The sequence below is a fragment of the Brevibacillus schisleri genome, from assembly GCF_055685845.1.
Genome location: NZ_JBVNDM010000001.1, coordinates 2806241 through 2827919, shown reverse-complemented (window position 1 = coordinate 2827919; position 21679 = coordinate 2806241). Strand labels below are relative to the sequence as shown.

General features: G+C 48.5%; 22 protein-coding genes and 3 tRNA genes. 1 reads left to right on the top strand and 24 read right to left on the bottom strand.

The features are described from left to right. Positions 1–15: 15 nt before the first annotated feature. From ACUUHJ_RS14115 to ACUUHJ_RS14075, 9 genes are all read right to left on the bottom strand, one after another. Entirely contained in the window at positions 16–621 is a 606-nt protein-coding gene (locus ACUUHJ_RS14115; protein ID WP_017248223.1) for a TetR/AcrR family transcriptional regulator, read from the bottom strand. Between the two features lie 195 nt (positions 622–816). Next, positions 817–1719 carry a C40 family peptidase gene (locus tag ACUUHJ_RS14110; RefSeq protein ID WP_472299122.1) on the bottom strand — a complete coding sequence of 301 codons (903 nt, stop codon included), beginning with the start codon at positions 1717–1719 and terminating at the stop codon, positions 817–819. A gap of 301 nt (positions 1720–2020) precedes the next feature. After that, a complete protein-coding gene (locus ACUUHJ_RS14105) occupies positions 2021–2647 on the bottom strand; it encodes a fumarylacetoacetate hydrolase family protein (protein WP_472299121.1) in 627 nt (208 codons plus the stop codon). A 62-nt stretch (positions 2648–2709) separates the two neighbouring features. Beyond that, positions 2710–3255 (bottom strand): hypothetical protein, encoded by a 546-nt coding sequence (locus ACUUHJ_RS14100; RefSeq protein ID WP_188068110.1) that lies wholly within the window; start codon positions 3253–3255, stop codon positions 2710–2712. A 133-nt stretch (positions 3256–3388) separates the two neighbouring features. Next, entirely contained in the window at positions 3389–4018 is a 630-nt protein-coding gene (locus tag ACUUHJ_RS14095) for a VanW family protein (RefSeq protein WP_289677766.1), read from the bottom strand. A gap of 158 nt (positions 4019–4176) precedes the next feature. Next, on the bottom strand, positions 4177–5223 hold the full coding sequence (locus ACUUHJ_RS14090) for an NAD(P)/FAD-dependent oxidoreductase (RefSeq protein ID WP_289677765.1): 1047 nt from the start codon (positions 5221–5223) through the stop codon (positions 4177–4179). Positions 5224–5401: 178 nt separating this feature from the next. Beyond that, positions 5402–5488 (bottom strand) — tRNA-Leu (locus ACUUHJ_RS14085). A 7-nt stretch (positions 5489–5495) separates the two neighbouring features. Next, positions 5496–5571, bottom strand: a tRNA-Thr gene (locus ACUUHJ_RS14080). A 43-nt stretch (positions 5572–5614) separates the two neighbouring features. Continuing rightward, a tRNA-Asp gene (locus tag ACUUHJ_RS14075) sits at positions 5615–5691 on the bottom strand. A 178-nt stretch (positions 5692–5869) separates the two neighbouring features. On the opposite strand from ACUUHJ_RS14075, the gene ACUUHJ_RS14070 reads away from it, so the two are divergent. Beyond that, positions 5870–6778, top strand: coding sequence for a C40 family peptidase (locus ACUUHJ_RS14070; protein ID WP_472299119.1), 909 nt, complete (start codon positions 5870–5872; stop codon positions 6776–6778). Positions 6779–6857: 79 nt separating this feature from the next. On the opposite strand, the gene ACUUHJ_RS14065 is transcribed toward ACUUHJ_RS14070, so the two are convergent. The 15 genes from ACUUHJ_RS14065 to ACUUHJ_RS13995 form a co-directional block, all read right to left on the bottom strand. Next, on the bottom strand, positions 6858–7103 hold the full coding sequence (locus ACUUHJ_RS14065) for a hypothetical protein (RefSeq protein ID WP_289677763.1): 246 nt from the start codon (positions 7101–7103) through the stop codon (positions 6858–6860). Positions 7104–7223: 120 nt separating this feature from the next. Continuing rightward, positions 7224–9011 (bottom strand): M3 family oligoendopeptidase, encoded by a 1788-nt coding sequence (locus ACUUHJ_RS14060; RefSeq protein ID WP_472299118.1) that lies wholly within the window; start codon positions 9009–9011, stop codon positions 7224–7226. Positions 9012–9154: 143 nt separating this feature from the next. Then, entirely contained in the window at positions 9155–10372 is a 1218-nt protein-coding gene (locus ACUUHJ_RS14055; protein WP_472299117.1) for a M20 family metallopeptidase, read from the bottom strand. A 37-nt stretch (positions 10373–10409) separates the two neighbouring features. Beyond that, entirely contained in the window at positions 10410–11372 is a 963-nt protein-coding gene (locus ACUUHJ_RS14050) for a P1 family peptidase (RefSeq protein ID WP_289677760.1), read from the bottom strand. After that, entirely contained in the window at positions 11372–11929 is a 558-nt protein-coding gene (locus ACUUHJ_RS14045) for an ECF transporter S component (RefSeq protein ID WP_064199677.1), read from the bottom strand. Before ACUUHJ_RS14045 ends, ACUUHJ_RS14050 begins: the two co-directional genes overlap by 1 nt. 66 nt (positions 11930–11995) lie before the next feature. Beyond that, positions 11996–12832, bottom strand: a complete 837-nt coding sequence (locus tag ACUUHJ_RS14040) for an energy-coupling factor transporter transmembrane component T family protein (RefSeq protein WP_289677759.1) — start codon at positions 12830–12832, stop codon at positions 11996–11998. Positions 12833–12845: 13 nt separating this feature from the next. Continuing rightward, on the bottom strand, positions 12846–13706 hold the full coding sequence (locus ACUUHJ_RS14035; protein WP_087350826.1) for an energy-coupling factor transporter ATPase: 861 nt from the start codon (positions 13704–13706) through the stop codon (positions 12846–12848). Then, on the bottom strand, positions 13703–14572 hold the full coding sequence (locus ACUUHJ_RS14030) for an energy-coupling factor transporter ATPase (RefSeq protein WP_289677758.1): 870 nt from the start codon (positions 14570–14572) through the stop codon (positions 13703–13705). Before ACUUHJ_RS14030 ends, ACUUHJ_RS14035 begins: the two co-directional genes overlap by 4 nt. Before the next feature lie 162 nt (positions 14573–14734). Then, complete coding sequence (locus ACUUHJ_RS14025) at positions 14735–16033, bottom strand: sigma-54 interaction domain-containing protein (RefSeq protein ID WP_289677757.1); 1299 nt, start codon at positions 16031–16033, stop codon at positions 14735–14737. Further along, positions 16030–16272 (bottom strand): hypothetical protein, encoded by a 243-nt coding sequence (locus ACUUHJ_RS14020; RefSeq protein ID WP_289677756.1) that lies wholly within the window; start codon positions 16270–16272, stop codon positions 16030–16032. Before ACUUHJ_RS14020 ends, ACUUHJ_RS14025 begins: the two co-directional genes overlap by 4 nt. Positions 16273–16381: 109 nt before the next feature. Further along, positions 16382–17053 (bottom strand): GNAT family N-acetyltransferase, encoded by a 672-nt coding sequence (locus ACUUHJ_RS14015; protein ID WP_289677755.1) that lies wholly within the window; start codon positions 17051–17053, stop codon positions 16382–16384. A gap of 41 nt (positions 17054–17094) precedes the next feature. Continuing rightward, positions 17095–17766, bottom strand: coding sequence for a GNAT family N-acetyltransferase (locus ACUUHJ_RS14010; RefSeq protein ID WP_289677754.1), 672 nt, complete (start codon positions 17764–17766; stop codon positions 17095–17097). 36 nt (positions 17767–17802) lie between these two features. Beyond that, positions 17803–18660 (bottom strand): carbon-nitrogen hydrolase family protein, encoded by an 858-nt coding sequence (locus tag ACUUHJ_RS14005; RefSeq protein ID WP_173603935.1) that lies wholly within the window; start codon positions 18658–18660, stop codon positions 17803–17805. A 128-nt stretch (positions 18661–18788) separates the two neighbouring features. Continuing rightward, positions 18789–20048 carry a M20 family metallo-hydrolase gene (locus ACUUHJ_RS14000; protein ID WP_472299116.1) on the bottom strand — a complete coding sequence of 420 codons (1260 nt, stop codon included), beginning with the start codon at positions 20046–20048 and terminating at the stop codon, positions 18789–18791. Continuing rightward, positions 20045–21667 carry an amidohydrolase gene (locus ACUUHJ_RS13995; protein WP_472299115.1) on the bottom strand — a complete coding sequence of 541 codons (1623 nt, stop codon included), beginning with the start codon at positions 21665–21667 and terminating at the stop codon, positions 20045–20047. Before ACUUHJ_RS13995 ends, ACUUHJ_RS14000 begins: the two co-directional genes overlap by 4 nt. Positions 21668–21679: the final 12 nt, after the last annotated feature.

Genomic DNA, 21679 nt, shown 5'->3' with positions numbered 1-21679 from the left:
TATAAAATGGATCGGTTAAGGCTTGGCAGCAATCCCTTTCATAATCATCGACATGGCTGTTTCTAACACCTCTTCCGGTACGTCTTCATTTTCCCAGTAAACCCAACGCATCCCGATGAATTGTCCGATCGACATGAGACAATAAGCCAGCGTCTCATGATCCATCTCTCGAAACGCTCCTTCGTTCATGGCGTTCTTCAAACTTCGTACGTACCCGGCTGCCAGTTTGGCGTAATACCAGCGATACAGCTCCTGGTCGACGAGCGCAGCCTGTTGAATAATGCTGTACATATTGCGATGATGTTTGATCCAACGAAAAAAGGCCAGAAATCCTAGGCGCAAATTCTCTTCTTGCGTGGTTGCTCCCATGATCGCTTCTTTGATCGTGGAACGTAGCTCTCTACTCAGCTGCCTGATCAATTCATCATAAATCGCTTTCTTCGACTCGAAATAATTGTAAAATGTTCCTTGGGACACCTGTGCATGCTGCGTAATCAAGACGATAGATGCATCATAATAACCCAGCTCTCCAAACACATGCTCTGCGGCATCCAGTATTTTTTTACGAGTTTCCTGTCCTTTCTTGGTTAAAACAGGGGTAGGTAGACTATTTTCTGACACCTGAATCACCTCTCAGTTTTTATTATATGTATATTTCTGAATATTACAACACATTTCGTGTTGCGAACGTAAAAGCGGTATGATTCCCTTTTCCCTATTGGCAAAAATTGACGCGAAACGATCTGTGCGAACAAGCGTCATATATAATACAAAAGCTCCCATGCAAATGCACGAGAGCTGAAATGGATTGGATGCTTAAATGACGCGCTTGATTTTCACTGTGCGCTTTTCCCAGTTCGTTCCATCGTACTTGGAATAAGTCACACCAGGACTGCCGTACGTGTGCAGGATTTTCCCATCCCCTGCATAAATGGCTACGTGTGTAATCCGATCAGAAGTACTGTTTACCGATGCCTTCATGAAGATCAGATCACCTTTTTGCAGATTGCTCTTGGAAACAGATTTCCCTACAGTAGATTGCTGGCGGGAGTCGCGCGGCAATGTAATGCCCGCTTCTTTAAACACGCGCTGTGTAAAGGAAGAGCAATCGAATGTTTTGGTCGTACTGCTGCTAGAGCCGTATTTGTAATTGGTGCCCATATACTTTTCGCCATTTTTAATGACTTGATCGGCAACAGTGATTGTCGGCTTTTCTGGCTTGCTTGGCTTATTCTCTGAGGAATTGCTCTCAATAACACGACGAGCCCCTACAAATTTGTCACTGTACTCCGAATATGTTTTGACAACTACCTCGTCTTCCCCTTTCGAAGAATAAACGAATTGATCACTGCCTATGTATATTCCCATAAAAGTTGGGCTACCGCTTCCGCTAGAGGCGAAGAACACCAAATCTCCTGGCGTTACGCTTTTTTCGGATACTTTCGTCCCAGTCTTGTACAGGCTAGAGATTGTGCTCCCGATGGAAATCCCTACTTGTTTGTACGCATACGTAGCCAGCTCTGCTGATCCGAATTGCTTCGGTCCCTTTGCTTTGTACTCGTAATCCTTCCCGATCAAAGAAGTAGCAATATTTGCAACCTCTGATTGTTTTGAATCTTGTGTCTTAGCGGCCACTACTCCAACTTGACCACCCATTAACAGGGACGTACTCAGCATGACTGCTACTGTTGACCTCATTACCCAATCTCGTTTCGTCACTTTCTTTTCCTCCTTGTCATGTTGTGGCACCCGTCTTGGGTACATGGACAGAATAGCGCAGGAGGAAACAGGAGGATAAGACCGTAAAATTTTCCAATGATGGAATTGGTAGCATGGGACTAGTCAGAAAACAAGGTGTAACGTAGGCGGTTGCTACTCCTTAGTTCCATAGAACCACAAAGGTTACAAAACGGTATCAAAGATAATTTTCGCCGCAAAAACCCGCTCTATTGCTGGCCCGAGCGCCAAACAAAAACCATCTTCTGCTTGTTTCTGTCAGAAGATGGTTTTCCATTTGTCCCTATTTCATTTTCGCCGTAAACTGCCCCCACGTCTCTTCTCCCCACTTGAGAGTGAGGACGTCTCCATCCGTAACAGGTCCTACCCCCGCTGGCGTACCCGTGTAAATGATATCCCCTTGATCCAGTCCTAGATGTTCGGAAATATAGGCAATAATCGTTTCCAAATCAAAAATTACATCACGCAGATTGCCGCGTTGCACTTGGTCTCCATTTTTCAGCAAGGAGAAATCCGTTTGGTGCAGCGCATGAATGCCAGGGAAAGGATGAAAAGAAGTCAAAATCGCTGAATTTTTAAACCCTTTTGCCAACAACCATGGATGCCCTGCTTTCTTCAGCTCGCTCTGAACATCCCGCAAAGTAAAGTCGATCCCCAGTGCTATTTTGTCAATCATCTCGTCAAGAGAAACTCCAGCCTCATACGGCCTCGCGATGTGAATCACAAGCTCCGCCTCATAATGGAGTTCTCCACGAGATGAAGGAAGCTCAATGGCCTCACCGTTTGCCATTGCAAGCGCATGTGTTGGCTTATTAAAGATCATTGGCTTGGTTGGCACATCGTTCCCCAACTCCGCAGCATGCAATCGATAGTTGCGACCGATAAAGTAAATATTTTTGACGTGCTCCATTTTGTCTTGTCCTCTCCTTTGGTGGCTGTCTTTTTTTCACTATATCATGGCTACATGGCGTCTTACAGCTTGTCTTGTTCGTCCTCTTCCATGCAGTTTCCATAACCAGGCCAAAGTCGGGCATTTCCACGTGCTTCTACTTCAATCACGGTATCACAAATACATTCCAAAGCACTCTCCAGATCCATCTCTTGCTCGGAGCTCCAGGAAAACTCGTAATGAAAAATCACTTGTTGCTCTGTCGCTTCGGAGAGGACAAAGGCAAACTGCTGTTGTTGTTCCACGACATGCTTTCTGGCTTCAACCGTTGCTTCCACCGAGAACATGCCATCCCATTCCGCCACCATATATGTAGAAGTAACATCAATCCACAGGGAAGGAGTATCATTCGTCCGCCGGAAAATAACAGAGTCTTCCCGATAAAACCCGTAGCCAGAAGGCAGCGCACCCGAGAGCTTGAATGGGATTCCTACTGGCAAATCATGTGGCTTCAATGCGTGGACAAGTCTCCCAGGCAAAAGATAACAACCATCCTGCTGGCGATCTAACCGTTCTCCCATGACGAGAACCTCTTGCTTGTGTGAATCACCTGTCACCTGAACGAACATCACGGCACCTCCTTCTAAAACAGTATGGTCAGGAATGCATGACTCAAAACCAAATCAGCATCCATTTTTTCCCTGTAAAAATACCGAAAAAAACAGGGTTCATCCATAGGATGCCCCCTTTATTCCTTCGAAGCTACGCACGTATGATCGCAATCACAACATGTTCGTCATCGTATGATTTTGCTTTGATTTTCACAGGGAAATCATACAAGTTGACAAATTTAAAATCCATATAGCCATACGCGACTGTGGCATCTTGACCCACTGGCACGTATCTCACCGATTTGCTGTGATTATGCCGTTCCACCATGATCATTCCCGCTTCAGCAGCTGCATTGTAAAGCGTGCTGGAAACCTGACATATCCCGCCTCCATAGTCATCAGCGAGCTGCCCGTTCTGAATGACTCCAGCCTTTTGCCAACCACCCTCAGGCAAATTCGAATTTCCCACTATCTCGTTGAAAGAAAACACCTGTTGCGGCTTGATTTTTTCATTATGAATCTTGCTCAATGCTTGCGTGATGTTATGTTTACGCTCATCTGTGCTGTTTTTCATCGATGAGTAATAAAAGCCGAGAACCTCGTCTTCCTTGAGGCCCATCTTCTCCACATACTTTTCCTGCAACTTATCCTGCAACTCGATAGAAGGAGAAAACCGGTCTAATTGTAATGCCATTGCATGCTCAGGCGCGAAGTTCATACTGAGCGAGAACACAAGGGCCACTGTAGCCATAGTGATCAGCCAATGCCGAACTTTCTTCATTTCTACTTCCTCTCCCACATTTGTTGATCGATTATCTAGCACGAAGTTCCCTATTTATATCGTCTGACCTTGTTTTTCTACCTTGCCTTTTACAATGTAACGTATGGGAAAAGCGACAATCAACCTGCAAATGTTGGGCTTTTTGTCCTATATCAATTCTACTCGTCGTCCTCATCGATAACCCCAAGAGCTTTGTTCTTTTCTTTAAAGCGCTGGTTATGAGAAGAAACGTACGCCATCCGATCTGCTACCGGGTCAATGTGCAATTTGGCACTGTTTACGGCTACAGCCGCATCGGTGAATGCTCCCGCGATCAGCGTAATCTTGCTGTCAAAGCTCGCAAAATCGCCCGCCGCAAAAATCCCTGGTAGATTCGTTGCCAGACGAGGGCTGACAAATACATTCCATTCATCCATGTCCAAGCCCCACTCTTTAATCCCGGTGAAATCGGCCTTTAATCCGTGATTGACGATGATGGCATCGACATTGATTTGCTCCGTCTCGTCTGTCTCTAGATGACGTAGCGTCACTTTATCGATCGTTTCTTTATCTGAGCTTTGCAATTGCGTGACCGCATATGGGGTGCGTACGATCGCAGATGACTCCTTCATGCGCTTCACATTCCGTTCATGTCCACCAAATACATCACGGCGATGCACGACCGTTACGGATGCTGCAATCTGCACCAGTTCATTTGCCCAATCGACCGCGGAGTCCCCACCACCTGAGATAAGGACGTGCTTGCCACGGAATGGCTCCAGTTCCTGCACGGTATAATGAAGATTTGTCACCTCGTAGCGCTCTGCTCCTTCGATCTCCAGCTTTGCCATTTTCAAAATACCTCGGCCTAAAGCCAATATGATCGTGCGGGTCCAATGCCGTCTCCCTGATTTTGCAACGAGTATGTACGTGCCATCTTCTTGTGGCTCTAGTCCAATGATCGCCTCACCTAAGACGATGGTAGGATCAAATGTCTTCGCTTGTTGCACCAGATTGGCAATCAGCTTTTCACATAACTGTGGTGGTAATCCGCCTACATCCCAGATCATTTTTTCTGGATAGATCAACATTCGTCCACCGAGCTCTTCTTTCGCTTCAATGAGTTTCGTCTTCATATCGCGCATTCCGCTATAAAAGGCAGCGTACATCCCCGCAGGACCACCGCCGATAATGGTTACATCAAACAGCTCCAACTGTTCTTCCACAACTACCCCTCCACTGTCTTTCTCGTTTGTTTATGAATCATCAAATGATAATGAAAATGATATTCATTATCATAATGTGATTGTAATGGAAAATGGAGGAGGATTCAACATGCTAGAAAAAATAAAAAGGCTCGTAATTAGCTTCATCCGCTAATTTACGAACCTGTTGTTTGCCATATGGTGCGGTCGAGAGGACTTGAACCTCCACGGTGTTGCCACCACTAGAACCTGAATCTAGCGCGTCTGCCAATTCCGCCACGACCGCATAAAAATGGTGCCGGCAATAGGACTTGAACCCACAACCCCCTGATTACAAGTCAGGTGCTCTACCAATTGAGCTATACCGGCACATTACGAGAAACTATTCAATTCGCACATTCTAGTAAAAGAATGGCGGAGCTGACGGGACTCGAACCCGCGACCTCCGGTGTGACAGACCGGCGTGAACTCCAACTTCACCACAGCTCCATGTGGTTTTTGTCCCCCATCTTGCGGCGACTTCTGTAATATAGCACGATCCTATCTCGTGACGCAATAGTTTTTTAAAAATAATAGAAAGATTAATTTTTTCATAGATTTACCAAGCAAAATCCGATAGAATTTTATCTAGATATGCAGATTTTAGTAGATTGGTGGAGACGATGACATGAAAAAGACTTCGAGGCTACTCACCTTCCTCGCCCTCTTCACTCTGCTGCCTACTGCTGCCCATGCTTCCTCATCGGCATATGTGGTATCAGCAGGTGATACGTTGAGCAAGATCGCTCGCGAACATCAGGTCACGGTGGATCAAATTATTCAATGGAACCAACTGAATGATGATCGATTGTCAATTGGACAAACATTGTCAATTCATGGTGCAAACACTTCTGGCTCCATTGCGACTGACATTCCATCCGATGTTACTGTCGATCAGAATGATAACGCTACCACTGAGTCTAAAGAACTAACCGCTGGTGAAAAAGCCCGTGTCACTGGTGACGTGCTGAATGTGCGTAAAAAGCCTTCGACTGACGCAAAAGTGTTAGGCAAGCTACGACTCGGTTCCATTGTAGAAGTCGTAGAAACGGGTAGTGAATGGACGAAAATCGAATTCGAAGATCGTGAAGCATACGTTGCTACAGAATTCCTAAGTCCAAACCTCACTTCTACCGTTTCGCTGCCTGCCGAGGTAAATGCAGAAGACCTGGGTCGTTTGCAGGAAATTTTTGAGCCATTGCTCAAAACACCATACGTTTTAGGCGGAACAACTCCGAATGGCTTTGATTGTAGTGGCTTTACTTCATACGTTTTTGAGCAGCTTGGGGTTACACTCCCACGCACTTCTGAAGATCAATTCCGTGGCGGTCAAGAAGTATCACTGGATCAAGCACAGCCGGGTGACCTTTTGTTCTACGATGCGCTTGGAAAAGGACGCGTGTCCCACGTAGCGATCTATCTGGGTAATGGAGCAATTGTGCACGCGAATGGCGAAGATGTTCGTTATGGCAAAGTCGAATACATGCATAAGCTATACCCGTTTTACGGTGTGAAGCGTTACGCTAATTTCCAGTAAGCTTTCCTACACGGATAAGCAAACAAACAGCCCTATCTGCCTTTTCAGCGCAGTTCGAGGGCTGTTTGTCGTTCTATGCTTAATGTATTTCGGTATTATGTCCCTGTTGTTGCTGCTGTTGTTGCTGCCCTCCGATTTCAATTTTGCCCAACGCTTGCTTCATTTTGTCGAGCTGAAGTTGATAATCACGAACGACAACGGTAAGAACACTGACAGACTCCTTGAAATCCGGCTCGCTGCTTACTCTGTCGATGGCTCTATGTAAATGCAGCATTTTGTTCTCCGTTTCCCGTAATAGGTCGAGTAACTGCAATCCATTTACCACGTAATCACCTCATCTGTTTTTTCTTACTTTCTCCTTCCCCTCTGTTCCCTATGCGCACAAAAACGCTTTGCAGCATAAATAAAAAACGCCCGCTAATGGGACAGCGGACGTTCTTCCTATTTAGTTCAGGCGAGCAGACGCGAGCTCAACGAATTTTTCGATATCTTTTGCAACCAAAGAAAGGGAATTCCGCCAGAAATCAACGGAGCGTACATCTACATCCATGATGGCTGCTACATCCGCAATGCTCATTTTGCCCGTTACAGACAAGAGCTTGTCGTACTGCTCAACAAAAGCTTCCCCGCGCTTCAGATACTCTGCGTACAAGCCTTTCGCGAACAGGAGTCCAAAAGCATATGGGAAGTTATAGAAATTGTAATCCGCGCTATAATAGTGCGGTTTGCATACCCACATGTATGGGTGCAGGGCTGCCGGGTCCAAACCATCTCCGTACGCGTCCTTTTGCGCTTGCAGCATCAGTTCGTTCAGAGTGGAAACAGACAAGGCACCTTCTGTTCTGCGCTCAAAGACAGCAGTCTCGAACAAGTAACGGCTATAAATATCAACGATCACCTGACTTGCTCCGCTGATATCATTTTCCAAAATCGCAAATGCTTCCTCGGAAGTCGCTTGTTCAAGCGCTGCATTAGCAATGATGGTTTCGCACAAAATGGACGCAGTTTCAGCGATTGGCATTGGGTAGTCGCTATTCAAGAAAGCTTCGTTTACAAGACATTCTCCGTGATAGCCATGTCCCAATTCATGTGCCATTGTGCTCACATCGCTGTAGCTGCCTGTGTAGTTGGACATAATTCTGCTCTCCCCTACGATGTGCAGGTTGTAGCAGAATGCCCCTCCACGCTTGCCTTCGCGAATCTCTGCATCAATCCACTGATTGTCATAAGCTCGTGCTGCATAGTTGGCGAGCTTTTCGCTAAAGCTACCAAAATGCTTCACGATGAAATCGCGGGATTCCTCATAAGAGAAACGCATGTCTGCCTCGCCCACTGGCGCAAACAAATCATAAAACGGCAACTGAGCGCTCTCATGACCGAGCAGCTTCGCCTTTGTACGGAAGTATTGATGGAAGGACGGGAGGCTCTCACGCATTGCCTGAAGCATTGCTTCAAGCGTCTCGCGATCCATGCGGGAGTCTTGCAACGTCTTATCCAGTGGTGATTCATAGCCTCTGAGTTTCGCTACGGTAATAACCTCGCCCTTAATTCCGTTCAAGCTGGCAGCAGCAGCATCAACGATTTTTTTGTAAGCGGCGAGCTCCGCCTCGTATGCCGTTTTGCGAAGCTGCGGATCTTTTTCGTTCGCCATGTTTCGCACCACTGGCAATGGAAGCTGTTTGTGCTCCCCATCGACTGTAATGTCTACCAACAATGTGGAGGTCAACATTTCATGGAGCTTTGTCCACGCATTTGACCCTGTATTTTTCATTTTTGCCAAGATGATTTCTTCTTTTTCGCCCAGCATGTATTTGCTCTTGTCTGACATTTCTGTCAACATAAAACGATGTGTTTCTAACAGTTCCGACTGGATAATCAACTCGTTCAGGTTACTCAACGATCCTAACCATTTTTGGAATTGTACGCCTGGTTCAACCAATTCAACAGCCTGATTCTGCACTTTTTCAATCGCGAGCAATGCTGCTTCATTCTTGGCATCGACGCTGGCAGTCAGCTCTCCGTAGGCGTACAAGCGGAATTGCGTTTGCAGGACGGAGGTCATCATCGTGATGTATTTCTCCATCTTCGCTACTGCATCTTCTGAAGATTGCAAGTTTTGCGCTGCCCAGCTTTTGATCTCTTCTGTTTCCCGTACGAACTTCTCCCAATCTTGTTTCCATTCTGGTGCATCAAATGAGGAATACAAGACGTCCAAATTCCAGCGCATATTCATGGGCACGCGCCTCCTTTTCACTTATGTAACAAGCCTATTGTAAAAAAAATTAGATAGATTCTGCAAGTTTTTACTAAGAAAACTTCTTTTGCGAGAATAAAAAGACTCTGCCGCTAGCGTAAGCAGAGTCCTTTTGTAGACGATCAAGCTCGTACCGGCTGCGTCAAAAACGTCAAGGCAGACAAGGCAAAAAGTTGGGTAGATTCTACCAATTGGTCAATCGCTACGTACTCGTCTGCATGATGAGGGATATGGCGATCGCCTGCGCCTGTTGTCAAAATCGGAATGCCTGCCTTCTGCAGGAAGGTTCCATCTGTCGCACCTGGAACGCCATTGTATACGGGTTCCTTTTTCGTGATTTCCCGATAGGCGCTCGCGACAGCGGTCACGACTTCTTCCTTCATGTCAGTCAACGTCCAAGGACGCTCTTCGATGACTTCCAAGGTTGCTTTGAACTTGTCATCTTCTTTACTCAATCCTTCTAATATGGCACTGATTTCTTTGTATAGCCCTTGGTGGTCCTGCCCGGGTACCGTGCGAATATCAAGTGTGGTCATGCATTGATCGGGTACAACGTTGATTTGGGCGTCTCCTTTGACTGGTGCCTGCAAAATCGTCGGAGTGATACTTGGCCACCCCAACATTGGGTGCTCTCCCAGACGAGCCATTTCCTTGCGCTCCAGCCCCTCTAATGCGACTATGGCGCGTGCCATCCTTGTGTTTGGATTGATTCCTGTCAATGGCATAGCTCCATGCGCCATTTTACCAAACGTACGAAGAATCGCTCGCATCGCTCCTTTTTGCGTGATGCAGAGCTGATTTTCTTCCGGTTCGCAGATGATCGCCGCATCGACATTATTGGCCCAGCCGCGCCGGATGAAATCTTTGATCCCGATCATCATGCTCTCCTCATCGCAAGGGATGCACAGGAGGATTTTGCCTGTAAAAGACTGTTTGGATCGTTGGATTGCTTTGACGGCACATATCGCGGCAGCCAGATTTCCTTTTGTGTCACAGGAGCCACGCCCGTAGATACGCCCACCAGATATTGTCCCGCCAAAAGGGTCGTAGCTCCATGCACCCCGGTCCCCTTCTGTTACGACATCTGTATGGGCTTCGAACAAAAGCGTTTTGCCAGGTCTACCCGAATCGTAAAACGCGATGACATTCGGCCTGCCTGGAACAACTTCTTCATAGAAGACCTGCAACCCCATATTGCGAAGATAATCGGCGACAAATAGCGCGACCCGCTCTTCATTCGCTCCTGCCTGATCAGGGCGAAACACACTCGGAATTCTAACGAGCTCCTGCGTTAGGCGCACAACCTCCTGCTCGTCAACAAAGGATATCACCTGATTCATCCGCCAATCCTCTCCTCTGCATCCCATTATGGTACACCTATTCCTGGAAGTAACTGCGATAAGAAGGCAGTCCTCCTGCTTCCTCTGCGTGCTTAACGGCTTGGATGACGGCTTCAGCCAGAACATCTGCGGACAACGCGCCCACCAAGTCTACACTCGTCTCGACTTCGCCTGTTGCGACCGCAAAGATCGTATCGCCATCGTACATGGTGTGAATCGGCCGGATCGTACGGGCAAGCCCGTCGTGAGCCATTTGCGCTACTTTGTTTGCTTCTGCTTTGGACAAGTGGGCATTGCTCGCGACTACGGCAATCGTCGTGTTTGTACCTGGAGGGATCGGGGCAAAAGCTCGCTGACGCATTAACTCCATGCTATCCCGAATCGTTCCCTGTTCATCTCTCGGGCCAGCTATAATCGTCCCTGACTGGGGATCTACGACATGACCGACCGCATTGACAGCGACGATGGCACCAACGACGAGTCCATTGGGTAGAATGACGGAAGCTGTGCCCAATCCGCTCTTCATCGCATTCCCAAATCCATTCAGCTTTCCTACTGACGCACCTGTACCAGCGCCGACGTTTCCTTGTGCTACTGTCTCACAGCTCGCTGCCTGTCCTGCCTCATAGCCCATTTGACGATCCGGACGAACCCGATGGTCGCCTACAGCCAGATCGAACAAAACTGCTGCTGGAACGATAGGAACGACACCAAAGCCAACATCCAGTCCGATGCCTTGTTCTTCCAAATACTGCATGACACCTGTAGCAGCATCCAAACCGTATGCACTACCACCAGAAAGACAAATCGCATGGACGACACTCACCAGATTGACAGGGTCCAAGAGGTCCGTCTCGCGGGTGCCCGGGGCAGAACCCCGGACATCCACACCACAAACAGACGGCTTTTCCAGCATAATCACACTACATCCCGTTAATGTTTCTTCGTTTTGTGCATGCCCGACGAGAACGCCAGGTACGTCAACAATCGTTCCACTCATTATAAGTCTCCTGAAATTTTTGATTTTTGCCTACCTGCTGAGCCCAATTTTTTCCAAGCCGCAACAACAGCCACCGTAACAATGACAGAAACAATGGCTTCTGGCAAGCCGCTCGTGATCGCGACCGTGGTCGCTACACCGAGGGTCATATATCCTCGAATGACGGCCATGCCCAGTACCAGGATCGTGTTGGTCATCGCCCCAATAAAGCCAGCGGCACCAATCGCTAAATACTGATTGACGTTTTTCAAACCAACGTAAGTCAAGTAAGCTGTCACACCAATGAACAAGCGTGGCAGGATGGCGACGAGAGGGTCTTTAAAAAGCGGAACGGTGGCATTTAAGAAAGAAGAGACTCCAAATATAAGGCCAATGATCATACCAACGCCCCAACCCTCCATTATGCCCCCGATAACTGCCGGGATGTGCATAATAGTGGCATTGCCCGCTGCTGTCGGAACCGGAATGTAGCCGAGACGTGTCACGCCGAGCAAAATCGCGATCGCGCCCAGAACGCCTGCAATGACAATCTTGCGAACGGTCAAGCCTTTTTCCATGCATACTCCTCCTTTTACGCGTTTTATGTGGAATGCCCTACTCGGGCGAGTTCCCGCTAGTCTCCCTTACCAAGGTATGGCGAGCATGATGGCAGAAATGACAATGCTTGCGATCAGCGCGACGTAATCTTTGCCTACTGCCTTGTATTGGGTGTATCTAGTCCGTGCGGCACCTGGTGTGTAGCATCTGGCTTCCATTGCCAAAATTAAATCTTCTGCTCTGGAAAGCGCCACATTGAACAACGGGATGATGATGGGAAACATGTCTTTTGTTCGCTGGATGATCCGCCACCATTCTCCTGTCCCGAAATCTGCACCACGGGACGCTTGTGCTTTCATCATTTTTTCCATTTCCATCGCGAAGGTAGGTACAAAGCGCACAGCAATCGTGATGATCAATGCAAACGCGTGAACCGGAAACTTTACTTTTTCCAAGGGCCCTAGCAGTCGTTCCATTCCGTGCGTGAGTTCCGTCGTAGAAGTGCTCAGCGTGAGGACACTAGATAAAAAGATCACTTCTACAAAGCGCATAGCTGACACGATGACGAGGCGCACACTCTCACTCGTGATCGTAATGAAGCCGTATTTCAAATAAACGGTTCCGCCATTGACAACCTCCCCGTAGAAAAGCAACTGCATGATTGCCAAAATAATGATAAAGGGGATGGCGGGCTTGATCCCGGATATGCCGTAATGCAGGGGAATTTTCGAGATTCGAAACATCCAGATACAAATGGCTAAAGCAAACAGGTTGCCCACGTATGTATCACAGATGGCAATCGCTAGGATGAGGATGACGAAAGCACCCAGCTTGAAACGAGGATCGAGACGATGAACGACAGAAGCAGTGGGTAAATATTGACCGATGGTAATATTGCGCGTCAATTCAAATTCTGCTGACATGTGGACCCCCTCCTTAGCGGTTCATCAGTTTCAAAATTTCCATTGCCGTCTCTTCAGGTAAAAAAGCGCTTGGATCGATGCTGTAGCCCTGCTCACGGAGCCTGTATAAAATATCAACCGATTCCGGTGTTCCGATATGATGCTGGCGCAGCAATTCCTGATTGCCAAAAATTTCTCGTGGTGTCCCCTCACAGACTGAATTGCCGTTTGCCATGACGTAAACGCGATCAGCAAGCTTTGCGACCTCTTCCATATTGTGTGAGACGAAAATAACCGTAAGCTTTTCTTCCCGATTGAGACGGCGGATGCGCTCCAATAGCTCAAGACGAGAGCGCGGGTCTAGCCCTGCGGTTGGCTCGTCAAGCACGAGAACCTTGGGTTGCAAGGAGAGGACGCCAGCCAATGCCACCTTGCGCTTCTGTCCGCCACTCAAGGCAAAAGTCGGACGGTCTTTCATCTCCTGAAACGAGAGGCCAACCAAGTCCATCGCCCATTGAACGCGTCGCCGCACCTCCTCTAAAGGAAGCCCCATTCGAAAAGGGCCATAGGCTACATCATCACCGACCAGCTTTTCGAACAGTTGATCCTCCGGGTTTTGAAAAACGAGCCCTACTTGTCTGCGCAACGTACGAATATCGATCTTCGGTTGAGAGACATCCATTCCATTGATGATGACCGTACCGGACTGAGGGCGAATCAGGCCGTTAAAATGCTGGATTAACGTCGATTTTCCCGAGCCGGTATGACCGATAATGGCCAAGCATTCGCCCTCTGCCACCTGGATAGTTACCTGATCGAGAGCACGATGTTCGAGAGGCGTTCCCTGCATATAGACATGAGATAGATTTTCTACGTTTACGATCGGTTGCGTCATGAACCACTCGCCTCCGCTTGTCTGACGTACAGACGATTAACCTCCGCGACAACTTCCTCATTGTGGATGAGATCAGGTGTAAATTCGCTATATTCGGAGTGAACGAGATGAGCAATCCGGCTCGCGTCCGGAACATCCAGATGCAGCTCGCGAAGTCTTTCCTGATGGGAAAATACTTCTCGCGGAGTGCCCTGCAATACGATCTTGCCTCCCTCCATCACGATGACGCGATCCGCTTCTGCTACCTCTGACATGTGATGGGTCACTGTGACAATCGTCATTCCGTCGCGGTGCAGCTTGCGAACGACTGCCAAAATATCCTGTCTACCGTAGCTGTCTAGCATACTCGTCGCTTCATCCATGACGAGGCATTGTGGCTTCATCGCCAATATCCCCGCAATGGCGATCCGCTGCTTTTGTCCGCCTGACAAATGATGAGGCGGTCGATGGCGAAATGCACTCATTCCCACTGCCTCTAGAGCAAAATCCACTCGTGTTTTCATCTCTTCCGCCGATGTTCCGATGTTCTCCAATCCGAAGGCCACATCGTCCTCTACAATCGTCGCGACAATCTGGTTGTCCGGATGCTGAAAAACCATTCCGACACGACTCCTCACTTCATGAATGCGTTGCTTTTCACGCGTGTTGATTCCGTTAACGATGACGTCGCCTTCCTTTGGAGTCAAAATTCCATTGAGATGCTTAGACAGTGTTGACTTACCGGACCCATTATGACCAATGATGGCAACATACTCTCCTGGAAACACCTCCAGGCAGACATTTTGCAGGACAGGAATTTGTTGATCTTGGTTAACCTGATAGGCAAACGAGACATTTTCTACACGAATAATCGGTTGTGGTGTCATGCTCTCCCCTCGTCTCTTCGTATAAGTCGTATGTGTTGTGTTCCCATAAATAAGCAACTACCATGCCAAATAAATTTGTTTTTAATTTTCTGTAAATTAAAGCAACTAACGGTGGCACTCTGTTGCAATTATGCATCGACATTGTTGCAATTGCATCAATTTTTACGACCTTTCGTAGCGCTTCATTTTTCTCCAAAGGGTGGACCGATCCATTCCCAAAATTTTCGCCGCCTCCCCTTTGTTTCCCTTCGTTTCCGCCAAAACCTTTCGGATGGCTTCTGCTTCTCCCTCTTCTTGGTCTCGGTAAGATTGTCTCTGATACAGCTTCTTGGCAAAAAAAGCTGTGTCCCTCTTGCCAAGCGCGTCATCCTTGCAAAGCAAGACCATTCTTTCCACTACGTTGCGCAGCTCTCGTACATTGCCTGGCCAGTCGTATTGTTTGAGAACGTGGAAAACGGCCTCTTCTACTTTCAAATGCCTTTTATTTTCCCGTTCCTTGATTTCTTCCATGATCGATGTCACCAATAGAGGAATATCTTCGATTCGCTCTCGCAAAGCAGGTAACTCAAGCGTCAACACATTCAATCGGAAGTACAGGTCTGAACGAAACTGCTTTTCCTCAACCAGTCGTTCCAAATCCCGATTCGTTGCCGCTATGATTCTCACATCGACTGGGACGATACGCTCTCCGCTGATTCTGCGCACTTTTTTCTCCTGCAAGATACGCAAGAGCAATGCTTGGATCGGAATCGACATCTCTCCGATTTCATCGAGAAACAGAGTGCCACCGTGGGCCAATTCAAATAGCCCGGGCTTTCCACCTTTTCGCGCGCCAGTAAAAGCGCCCTCCTCGTATCCAAACAACTCGCTCTCCAATAAATTGCCAGGGAGAGCCGCACAGTTAACCGGGATGAACGGTCCGGTTGCACGCTGGCTGCTCAAATGTATCCCTTGAGCGAACAGCTCCTTGCCAGTACCAGTCTCTCCCTGTATAAGAACGGTCGCATCTGTCCGCGCAAATGTTTCCGCCCATTCCTTTGCTTCCCGGATCGCAGCAGATTCTCCAATGATATCCTCCAGGCGGAATTTGGCTTCCAAGCCGCTCTCCATGCTTTGCTTGCGAATGCGCATCTCCATTTTTTGAATGTCGGTAATCTCTTTAAAAGTGGAAACCGCCCCCACGATTTCACCCTCTACCACAATCGGCAAACGGTTGATGATAATTTGTCGATTCAGGATCGTGGCAATGTCACCTATTTCTTTTTTTCCCGTTGCCAAAATCCTCAACATATCTGAATTAGGGATATAACGGGTAATTTTTTGTCCAACAATGTTACTTGGCAGACCGAGTATTTCCATCGCGTTTTTATTGACCCCGATTATAATCGAATCCCGATCGACCGCAATGATCCCGTCATGAGAAGCGTCCAGAATCGCCTGCATGTGGATGTCATGGATCATTTGCCTGGTTCTCCTTCCTCGGCATGCTCAAGCATGACTGCTACTTCTGGTGCTGGCCTTCTTGCCCGACGCTTTTTTCGTTTCTTTTTCCGTAAAATGAAAATGGACAGGAGCATCAGTGCGAGGATGGCTAGTTCGATTGGTTGTTCCAGCTTTGCAGAAGTCCAGCCACTCATGCCCAGCAAGTGAAAGATGACGGCTATGTAAAGGAAGATCGATGCTAGATTTTGAGCTTTCACCTGTTTCACCTCTGTTTTTTTCGTAATAATCTGACTAGCACTCTACGAAAAACTCCCATGGAGCCGTGAACATCGCTCCACAGGAGAGTTGGTTCTTGTTGTCTTTCAATTAGATAGGGAGCAGCTCCACCATTTCTTTGCTCTCCAAGTCTTTCACCATGTCGAGCCACGCTTGTGGCTTTTGTGGAAGCACGGCGTAATATCGCTTCAAGAACGTGACGATCAGATCCGCTTCGAGGGTCGTTTGCTCCTCGTTAGTCGGCATGAAGCCCAGATCGAGTCCAGATACCGCTTCGCCGTCATTTTGCCAGGACGGATGCACATACGTAAAGTTCGTACGTTTGTAGCCCAGATGAGAGAGCACTTCACGACGTACAAATGGGTCCATTGGCTTGATCCCGCCAAAGCTGTGCTCTGCTACACGATACGGGTCGTAGATTTCTGCAAACATCCCGTACAGCTCCTTGCCGTTTTCAGCAGCCAAGGCGAGCAGGTCCTTTTGACGCTCTCTGGCGAGGAATCGTCCCACTCCGAGTCCTTCGCGACCAATGATCGTGAAGTCTGTCATGGCTACGTTCATGTCTGTGTAATAACGGTATTCGGTAGCGCCCACAACTTCTCCTTCGTGTACAGCTACAAATACGCGAATGCCTGGATCTTCGAGCGGTTCTTTCCACAGATTGTACGCCAATACTTCCTCAGGCGGGAAAACCTCTTGCATCAAACGGTGCATTTTCGCAAACAGCGGATTGTCAATATGTTGAATACGTACGAATTCCATTAGCCAAATCCCCTCTCGATCGATTATGTCGGATAAACACCCTACAGATGCTGTTGAAATGGATTTTTCCATTCCATGAGTGTCGCATAGTTGCGAGATTCCTCATCTTCCAAATAATTCGCTACGACCTGAACAGGCGTGCGGCCACAGTGCATGAGAAATGTAATCACCGGGTCTCTTACTTCCCCTGTCAGAACATGCTCCAAATACTCCTCAGGTGTCCATTGGTTTGCATAACGTCCATATCCTGGCATGCGACCTCCGCCCAGCAACCTGCGCAGTCCTTTTTGTACCACCAGCTCATACATTGCTTGCATCATCTGTTGACCCAATCCCAGCTTGCGGAAGCTCGGGCGGATGCAAATATCTACAATGTATAGCGTGTCCCCCTCAGGATCATGATTACGAATATAACCGCTATCCGTGACATCTTCCCATTTATGCTCGGGGTGAGCGGGATCAAACTTCACGAGCAACCCTGTCATCGAACCTGCCAAAACGCCGTCTACTTCTATACAAATGGCACCTTCCGGGAAGAGCGTAATATGGTTCGTCAGCTGCTCCTGATTCCACCATAGCTCAGACGGGAACGGCGGGGGAAAGCTCTCCGCCTGTATTTGGATCAATTCGAAGAAGTCTGCGCGATTGTAGTTGCGTATGACGGCTTTGCGTGGCTTGTTCCCTTCAAATACATACAGCTCTTTTCTGTACATATGCACCCTCCTGCTGTCCAGATCACGATGGAATGCTTACTTCCAGTCTGTATACAAATCGGTGCGGCGGTCGCGCCACGTTGTGACCGAACCTTTTTCCCGCACATCGTATAGCAATTGGATATCCAGGTCAGCGGTTACCATCATGTCGTGGTTGATTTCCCCTTCAGCAAGAATGCCTCGCGGAGGGAACGGAACATCGTTTGGTGTCAAGATCGCCGCTTGTCCAAAGTTCGCTCGCATGAAATCAACGGTCGGCAACGAGCCTACTGTTCCAGTCAGCACGACATACACTTGGTTTTCAATTGTCCGGGCATGACTGGTATAACGTACGCGGTGGAATGCGTGGCGATCATCCGTGCAGGATGGGCAGAAAATGACGTCTGCACCCCGTGCTTTGGCGATGCGCACCCACTCAGGGAACTCGATGTCGTAGCAAATAATCATCGCTACCTTCCCTTTGTCGGTCTCAAAGATTTGCAACGAATCGCCAGCCCCCATGTTCCAGCCTTTTACTTCCCATGGCGTGATATGGATTTTTTTCTGCTGGCCTACACGTCCATCCGGGTAGAACAGAAAAGCCGTATTGTAAAGCTTGCCGTTTTCCTCAATGATGTGCGTTCCACCAATCAGATGCATCTCATATTTGGCAGCGAGGGAACGAAACAGCTCGACATATCGGTCCGTGAATGCTGGCAATGCTGTAATCGGCAGCGCATTGCCCTGTTCGTCTCCGATTGACATGAGTTGAGTCGTAAACAGCTCCGGGAAAAGGAGAAATTCTGTGTCGTACTCTTGCGCGTTTTTCACGTAGTGCTCAACTTGATTGGCGAAGTCTTCAAAGCTATGTATGGTATGCAGATGATACTGCACAGCGGAAACACGCATTTTCATGCCATTCTTCCTTCCTCAGACGTGATAACAACCTCTCAGACTAAAATATATCAAAAACAGTCTGTAAAGTCTCGTCATAGACTGTATGAAAAAAGTCGCCTATCCGCTTAGACGGGCGACTCTCATATTTATTGGTTGATGCACATCCGCAAAACGGTTTTGTAGAGCAGCTCTGTTCCGAGTGCCACGTCTTCATAGGCTGCGTATTCTTGCGGATTATGACTGATACCGTCCTTGCAGCGGACAAAAATCATCCCGTAATCACAAACGTAGGAGAGCGCCAATGCGTCATGGAAAGGACCACTCATCAGCTCACGTACAGAGGCACCGAGCTTGCTGCTCTCCTCATGCATGATTGCCTTAATCCAGTCGGCACAATAACGCGGTTCACTATTTGTATCTTCCGTAATGGTATAGTGCAACCCACCTTCTATGGCAGCTCGCTCAATCGCCTCGCGCAACGCTTGTTCGCGCTCATCGCGACGCTTCAAATCGATATCCCGCAAATCAATCGAAAAACGCACCCGCTCGGGAATGATGTTGCGCGAATCCGGGAAAACCTCCAAGTGACCAACTGTACCGACTGTTGGTGCTTGTGGATCGAGCTTTGCCAGCTCGTTTACTGCCAAAATTACTTTTGCCGCTCCGACTAGGGCATCCTTTCTCATCGTCATCGGTACGGAACCAGCGTGCCCGGCAAAGCCAGTCAGCTCGACCGTCCACCACAATGGCCCTGATATCGCCGACACGATCCCAATCGCTTCTCTCGCGTCATCGAGAATCGGCCCCTGCTCAATATGCAGCTCCAGATAAGCACCGATGCTGTCTTTTGGATAAATAGACGCTTCCAGGCGATCAGGATCGCACCCAAAATCAATCAGTGCCTGCCTGCGTGTGATCCCGTTTTTATCCGTCCTCTCCAAGTCCGCCGGTTCCAGCATACCGAGAATACCTTTGGAACCAAACAGTCCTTTTTGAAAACGGCATCCTTCCTCGTCACAAAACGCAACGATTTCAATAGGCTGTGCAGGCATGATTCCTTGTTCATTCAACGTCTGGGCGACTTCTAGTCCACCCAATACGCCGATCACCCCATCGTACTGACCCCCGTACGGCTGCGAATCGATATGCGAGCCAATCATCAAGATCGGGGCTTGTTCATCCTTCCCCGCTATCCGGCCAATCAAATTGCCGAAGTCATCGATCCGCGTCTGAAGACCGGCTTCTTTCATCCAGCTAGCCACCAGATCTACGCCTGCTCGGTCTTCAGCAGACAAAGCGAGTCGACATACACCCGTTTCGCCTATTTTCCCAATTTGCGCCAATTGCTCGATTCGTTTTTGCAGGCGTTCTTCGTTGATCGCAAGTTTCCTCGCTTTTACGTTCATGCTTGCAGAACCTCCTCATCTTGGCGATGATAGACGAACTCTCCATCTATCATCGTTTTGTCTACGCGCAGCTCTTTGATGCGATCTGCCCGCGTTGCCAAAATATCACCGTCCAGCACCACGAGATCAGCCAGCTTCCCGACTTCAATACTCCCTTTGATCCCCTCTTCAAAACTTGCGTACGCTCCGTTCCAAGTAAACATGCGAATAGCCTCCATGATGCTGACCCTTTGATTGATCCCCACATCCTGACCTGTTTTACTCAACCGATTAACAGCAGCATGAATCCCGATCAGCGGGTTGAAATCAGTCACGGGACTATCCGATGCGCCTGCCGCAATGATCCCCGCGTCTAGCTGATCCCTCGCCGGAAACATATGTCCGACACGCTCTCCGATGTTTTTCACATACGAATCACCGTAATCGTAGATAAAAGCAGGATTCGGAATGGGTACGACACCTATCCGAGCCATTCTCGCTAACAGATCAGGCGCAGATACACCCGCATGCTCAATCCGATGTCGGTGGTTCTTGCGCGGATGGGCTTCTAGTGCCGTTTCAAAGCATGTCAGCAGCATGTCAATCGCTCGATCTCCCTGGGCATGAGCGGTAATTTGAAAACCTTTTGCATGTGCCTCTCCCAAAATAGTATTCAACTCGTCCTGTTCATAGTAGAGAATTCCGTAATCATCTGGTCGGCTGGTGAACGGTTCACGCATGGCCATCGTGGGCGCAATGCTTGCCCCATCCGTAAAAACCTTCGCAGGTCCGATACGGAAGCGAGCATTCCCCGTACCCGTTACCATTCCGGCATCGATCATCCTGCGGACAAAATCATCAGATTGATTCAGCGCACAAACCATTGCGTAGATGCGAACTTTCACGTCACCTTTCTGTACCGCTTTTTGCATTGCCCGATAGTTCTCTGGACCGTATCCTCCCGCATCATGGACACTCGTAATGCCCGCAGCAACAAAGTCTTTCGAAGCCAACCGCAGACCTTCGATATACTCGGCTTCTGTAAAAGCAGCTTTTTCAAACATGTTCATATGTGCCGTTTCGATGAGGAATCCGGTTAGCTCACCATCTGCATCACGCTCAATACGTCCACCTTGTGGATCGGCTGTGTCTCTGTCGTAACCCGCAATGGCAAGCGCTCTGCTGTTTACGACAGAGTGATGAGCGCACGTCCTCATGACGAAAACGGGATGAGCTGTCGTCACTTCATCCAGCTCGGCGAGTGTCGGATAGCGTTGCTCGTTCATGAGATTTTCATCGAAACCACATGCCCTCACCCATTCCCCTCTGGGTGTTTTTTCCGCTTGTTCTTTCAGTGCAGTGAGCAGATCATCAATTGACCCGATCCCTCTCGCTTTGCAATCAACCCCCAGCTTGTTCGTACCGTATATCGTAATATGCAGGTGGGCATCGATGAAGCCGGGCAATAGACTTTTCCCTTGCAAATCAATGACGTTTGTATGTGATTGAATCAACTGCTTCACATCTTCACTAGACCCGACAGCAAGAATGCGATTCCCTCTGACTGCCACCGCCGCCGCCACCCGATTCTCTTGATCTACCGTGATCACCTGTCCGTTGATAAAAACAGTATCTGCCATATAACTGCCTCC

Excerpts from the sequence above, each read along its gene's own strand:
- ACUUHJ_RS14010 (WP_289677754.1), bottom strand. The coding sequence starts at position 17,766 with ATGTACAGAAAAGAGCTGTATGTATTTGAAGGGAACAAGCCACGCAAA.
- ACUUHJ_RS13995 (WP_472299115.1), bottom strand. The coding sequence starts at position 21,667 with ATGGCAGATACTGTTTTTATCAACGGACAGGTGATCACGGTAGATCAA.
- ACUUHJ_RS14060 (WP_472299118.1), bottom strand. The coding sequence starts at position 9,011 with ATGAATATGCGCTGGAATTTGGACGTCTTGTATTCCTCATTTGATGCA.
- ACUUHJ_RS14005 (WP_173603935.1), bottom strand. The coding sequence starts at position 18,660 with ATGAAAATGCGTGTTTCCGCTGTGCAGTATCATCTGCATACCATACAT.
- ACUUHJ_RS14030 (WP_289677758.1), bottom strand. The coding sequence starts at position 14,572 with ATGACACCACAACCGATTATTCGTGTAGAAAATGTCTCGTTTGCCTAT.
- ACUUHJ_RS14095 (WP_289677766.1), bottom strand. The coding sequence starts at position 4,018 with ATGAAGAAAGTTCGGCATTGGCTGATCACTATGGCTACAGTGGCCCTT.
- ACUUHJ_RS14105 (WP_472299121.1), bottom strand. The coding sequence starts at position 2,647 with ATGGAGCACGTCAAAAATATTTACTTTATCGGTCGCAACTATCGATTG.
- ACUUHJ_RS14040 (WP_289677759.1), bottom strand. The coding sequence starts at position 12,832 with ATGTCAGCAGAATTTGAATTGACGCGCAATATTACCATCGGTCAATAT.
- ACUUHJ_RS14045 (WP_064199677.1), bottom strand. The coding sequence starts at position 11,929 with ATGGAAAAAGGCTTGACCGTTCGCAAGATTGTCATTGCAGGCGTTCTG.
- ACUUHJ_RS14055 (WP_472299117.1), bottom strand. The coding sequence starts at position 10,372 with ATGAATCAGGTGATATCCTTTGTTGACGAGCAGGAGGTTGTGCGCCTA.
- ACUUHJ_RS14070 (WP_472299119.1), top strand. The coding sequence starts at position 5,870 with ATGAAAAAGACTTCGAGGCTACTCACCTTCCTCGCCCTCTTCACTCTG.
- ACUUHJ_RS14100 (WP_188068110.1), bottom strand. The coding sequence starts at position 3,255 with ATGTTCGTTCAGGTGACAGGTGATTCACACAAGCAAGAGGTTCTCGTC.
- ACUUHJ_RS14035 (WP_087350826.1), bottom strand. The coding sequence starts at position 13,706 with ATGACGCAACCGATCGTAAACGTAGAAAATCTATCTCATGTCTATATG.
- ACUUHJ_RS14050 (WP_289677760.1), bottom strand. The coding sequence starts at position 11,372 with ATGAGTGGAACGATTGTTGACGTACCTGGCGTTCTCGTCGGGCATGCA.
- ACUUHJ_RS14000 (WP_472299116.1), bottom strand. The coding sequence starts at position 20,048 with ATGAACGTAAAAGCGAGGAAACTTGCGATCAACGAAGAACGCCTGCAA.
- ACUUHJ_RS14025 (WP_289677757.1), bottom strand. The coding sequence starts at position 16,033 with ATGATCCATGACATCCACATGCAGGCGATTCTGGACGCTTCTCATGAC.
- ACUUHJ_RS14015 (WP_289677755.1), bottom strand. The coding sequence starts at position 17,053 with ATGGAATTCGTACGTATTCAACATATTGACAATCCGCTGTTTGCGAAA.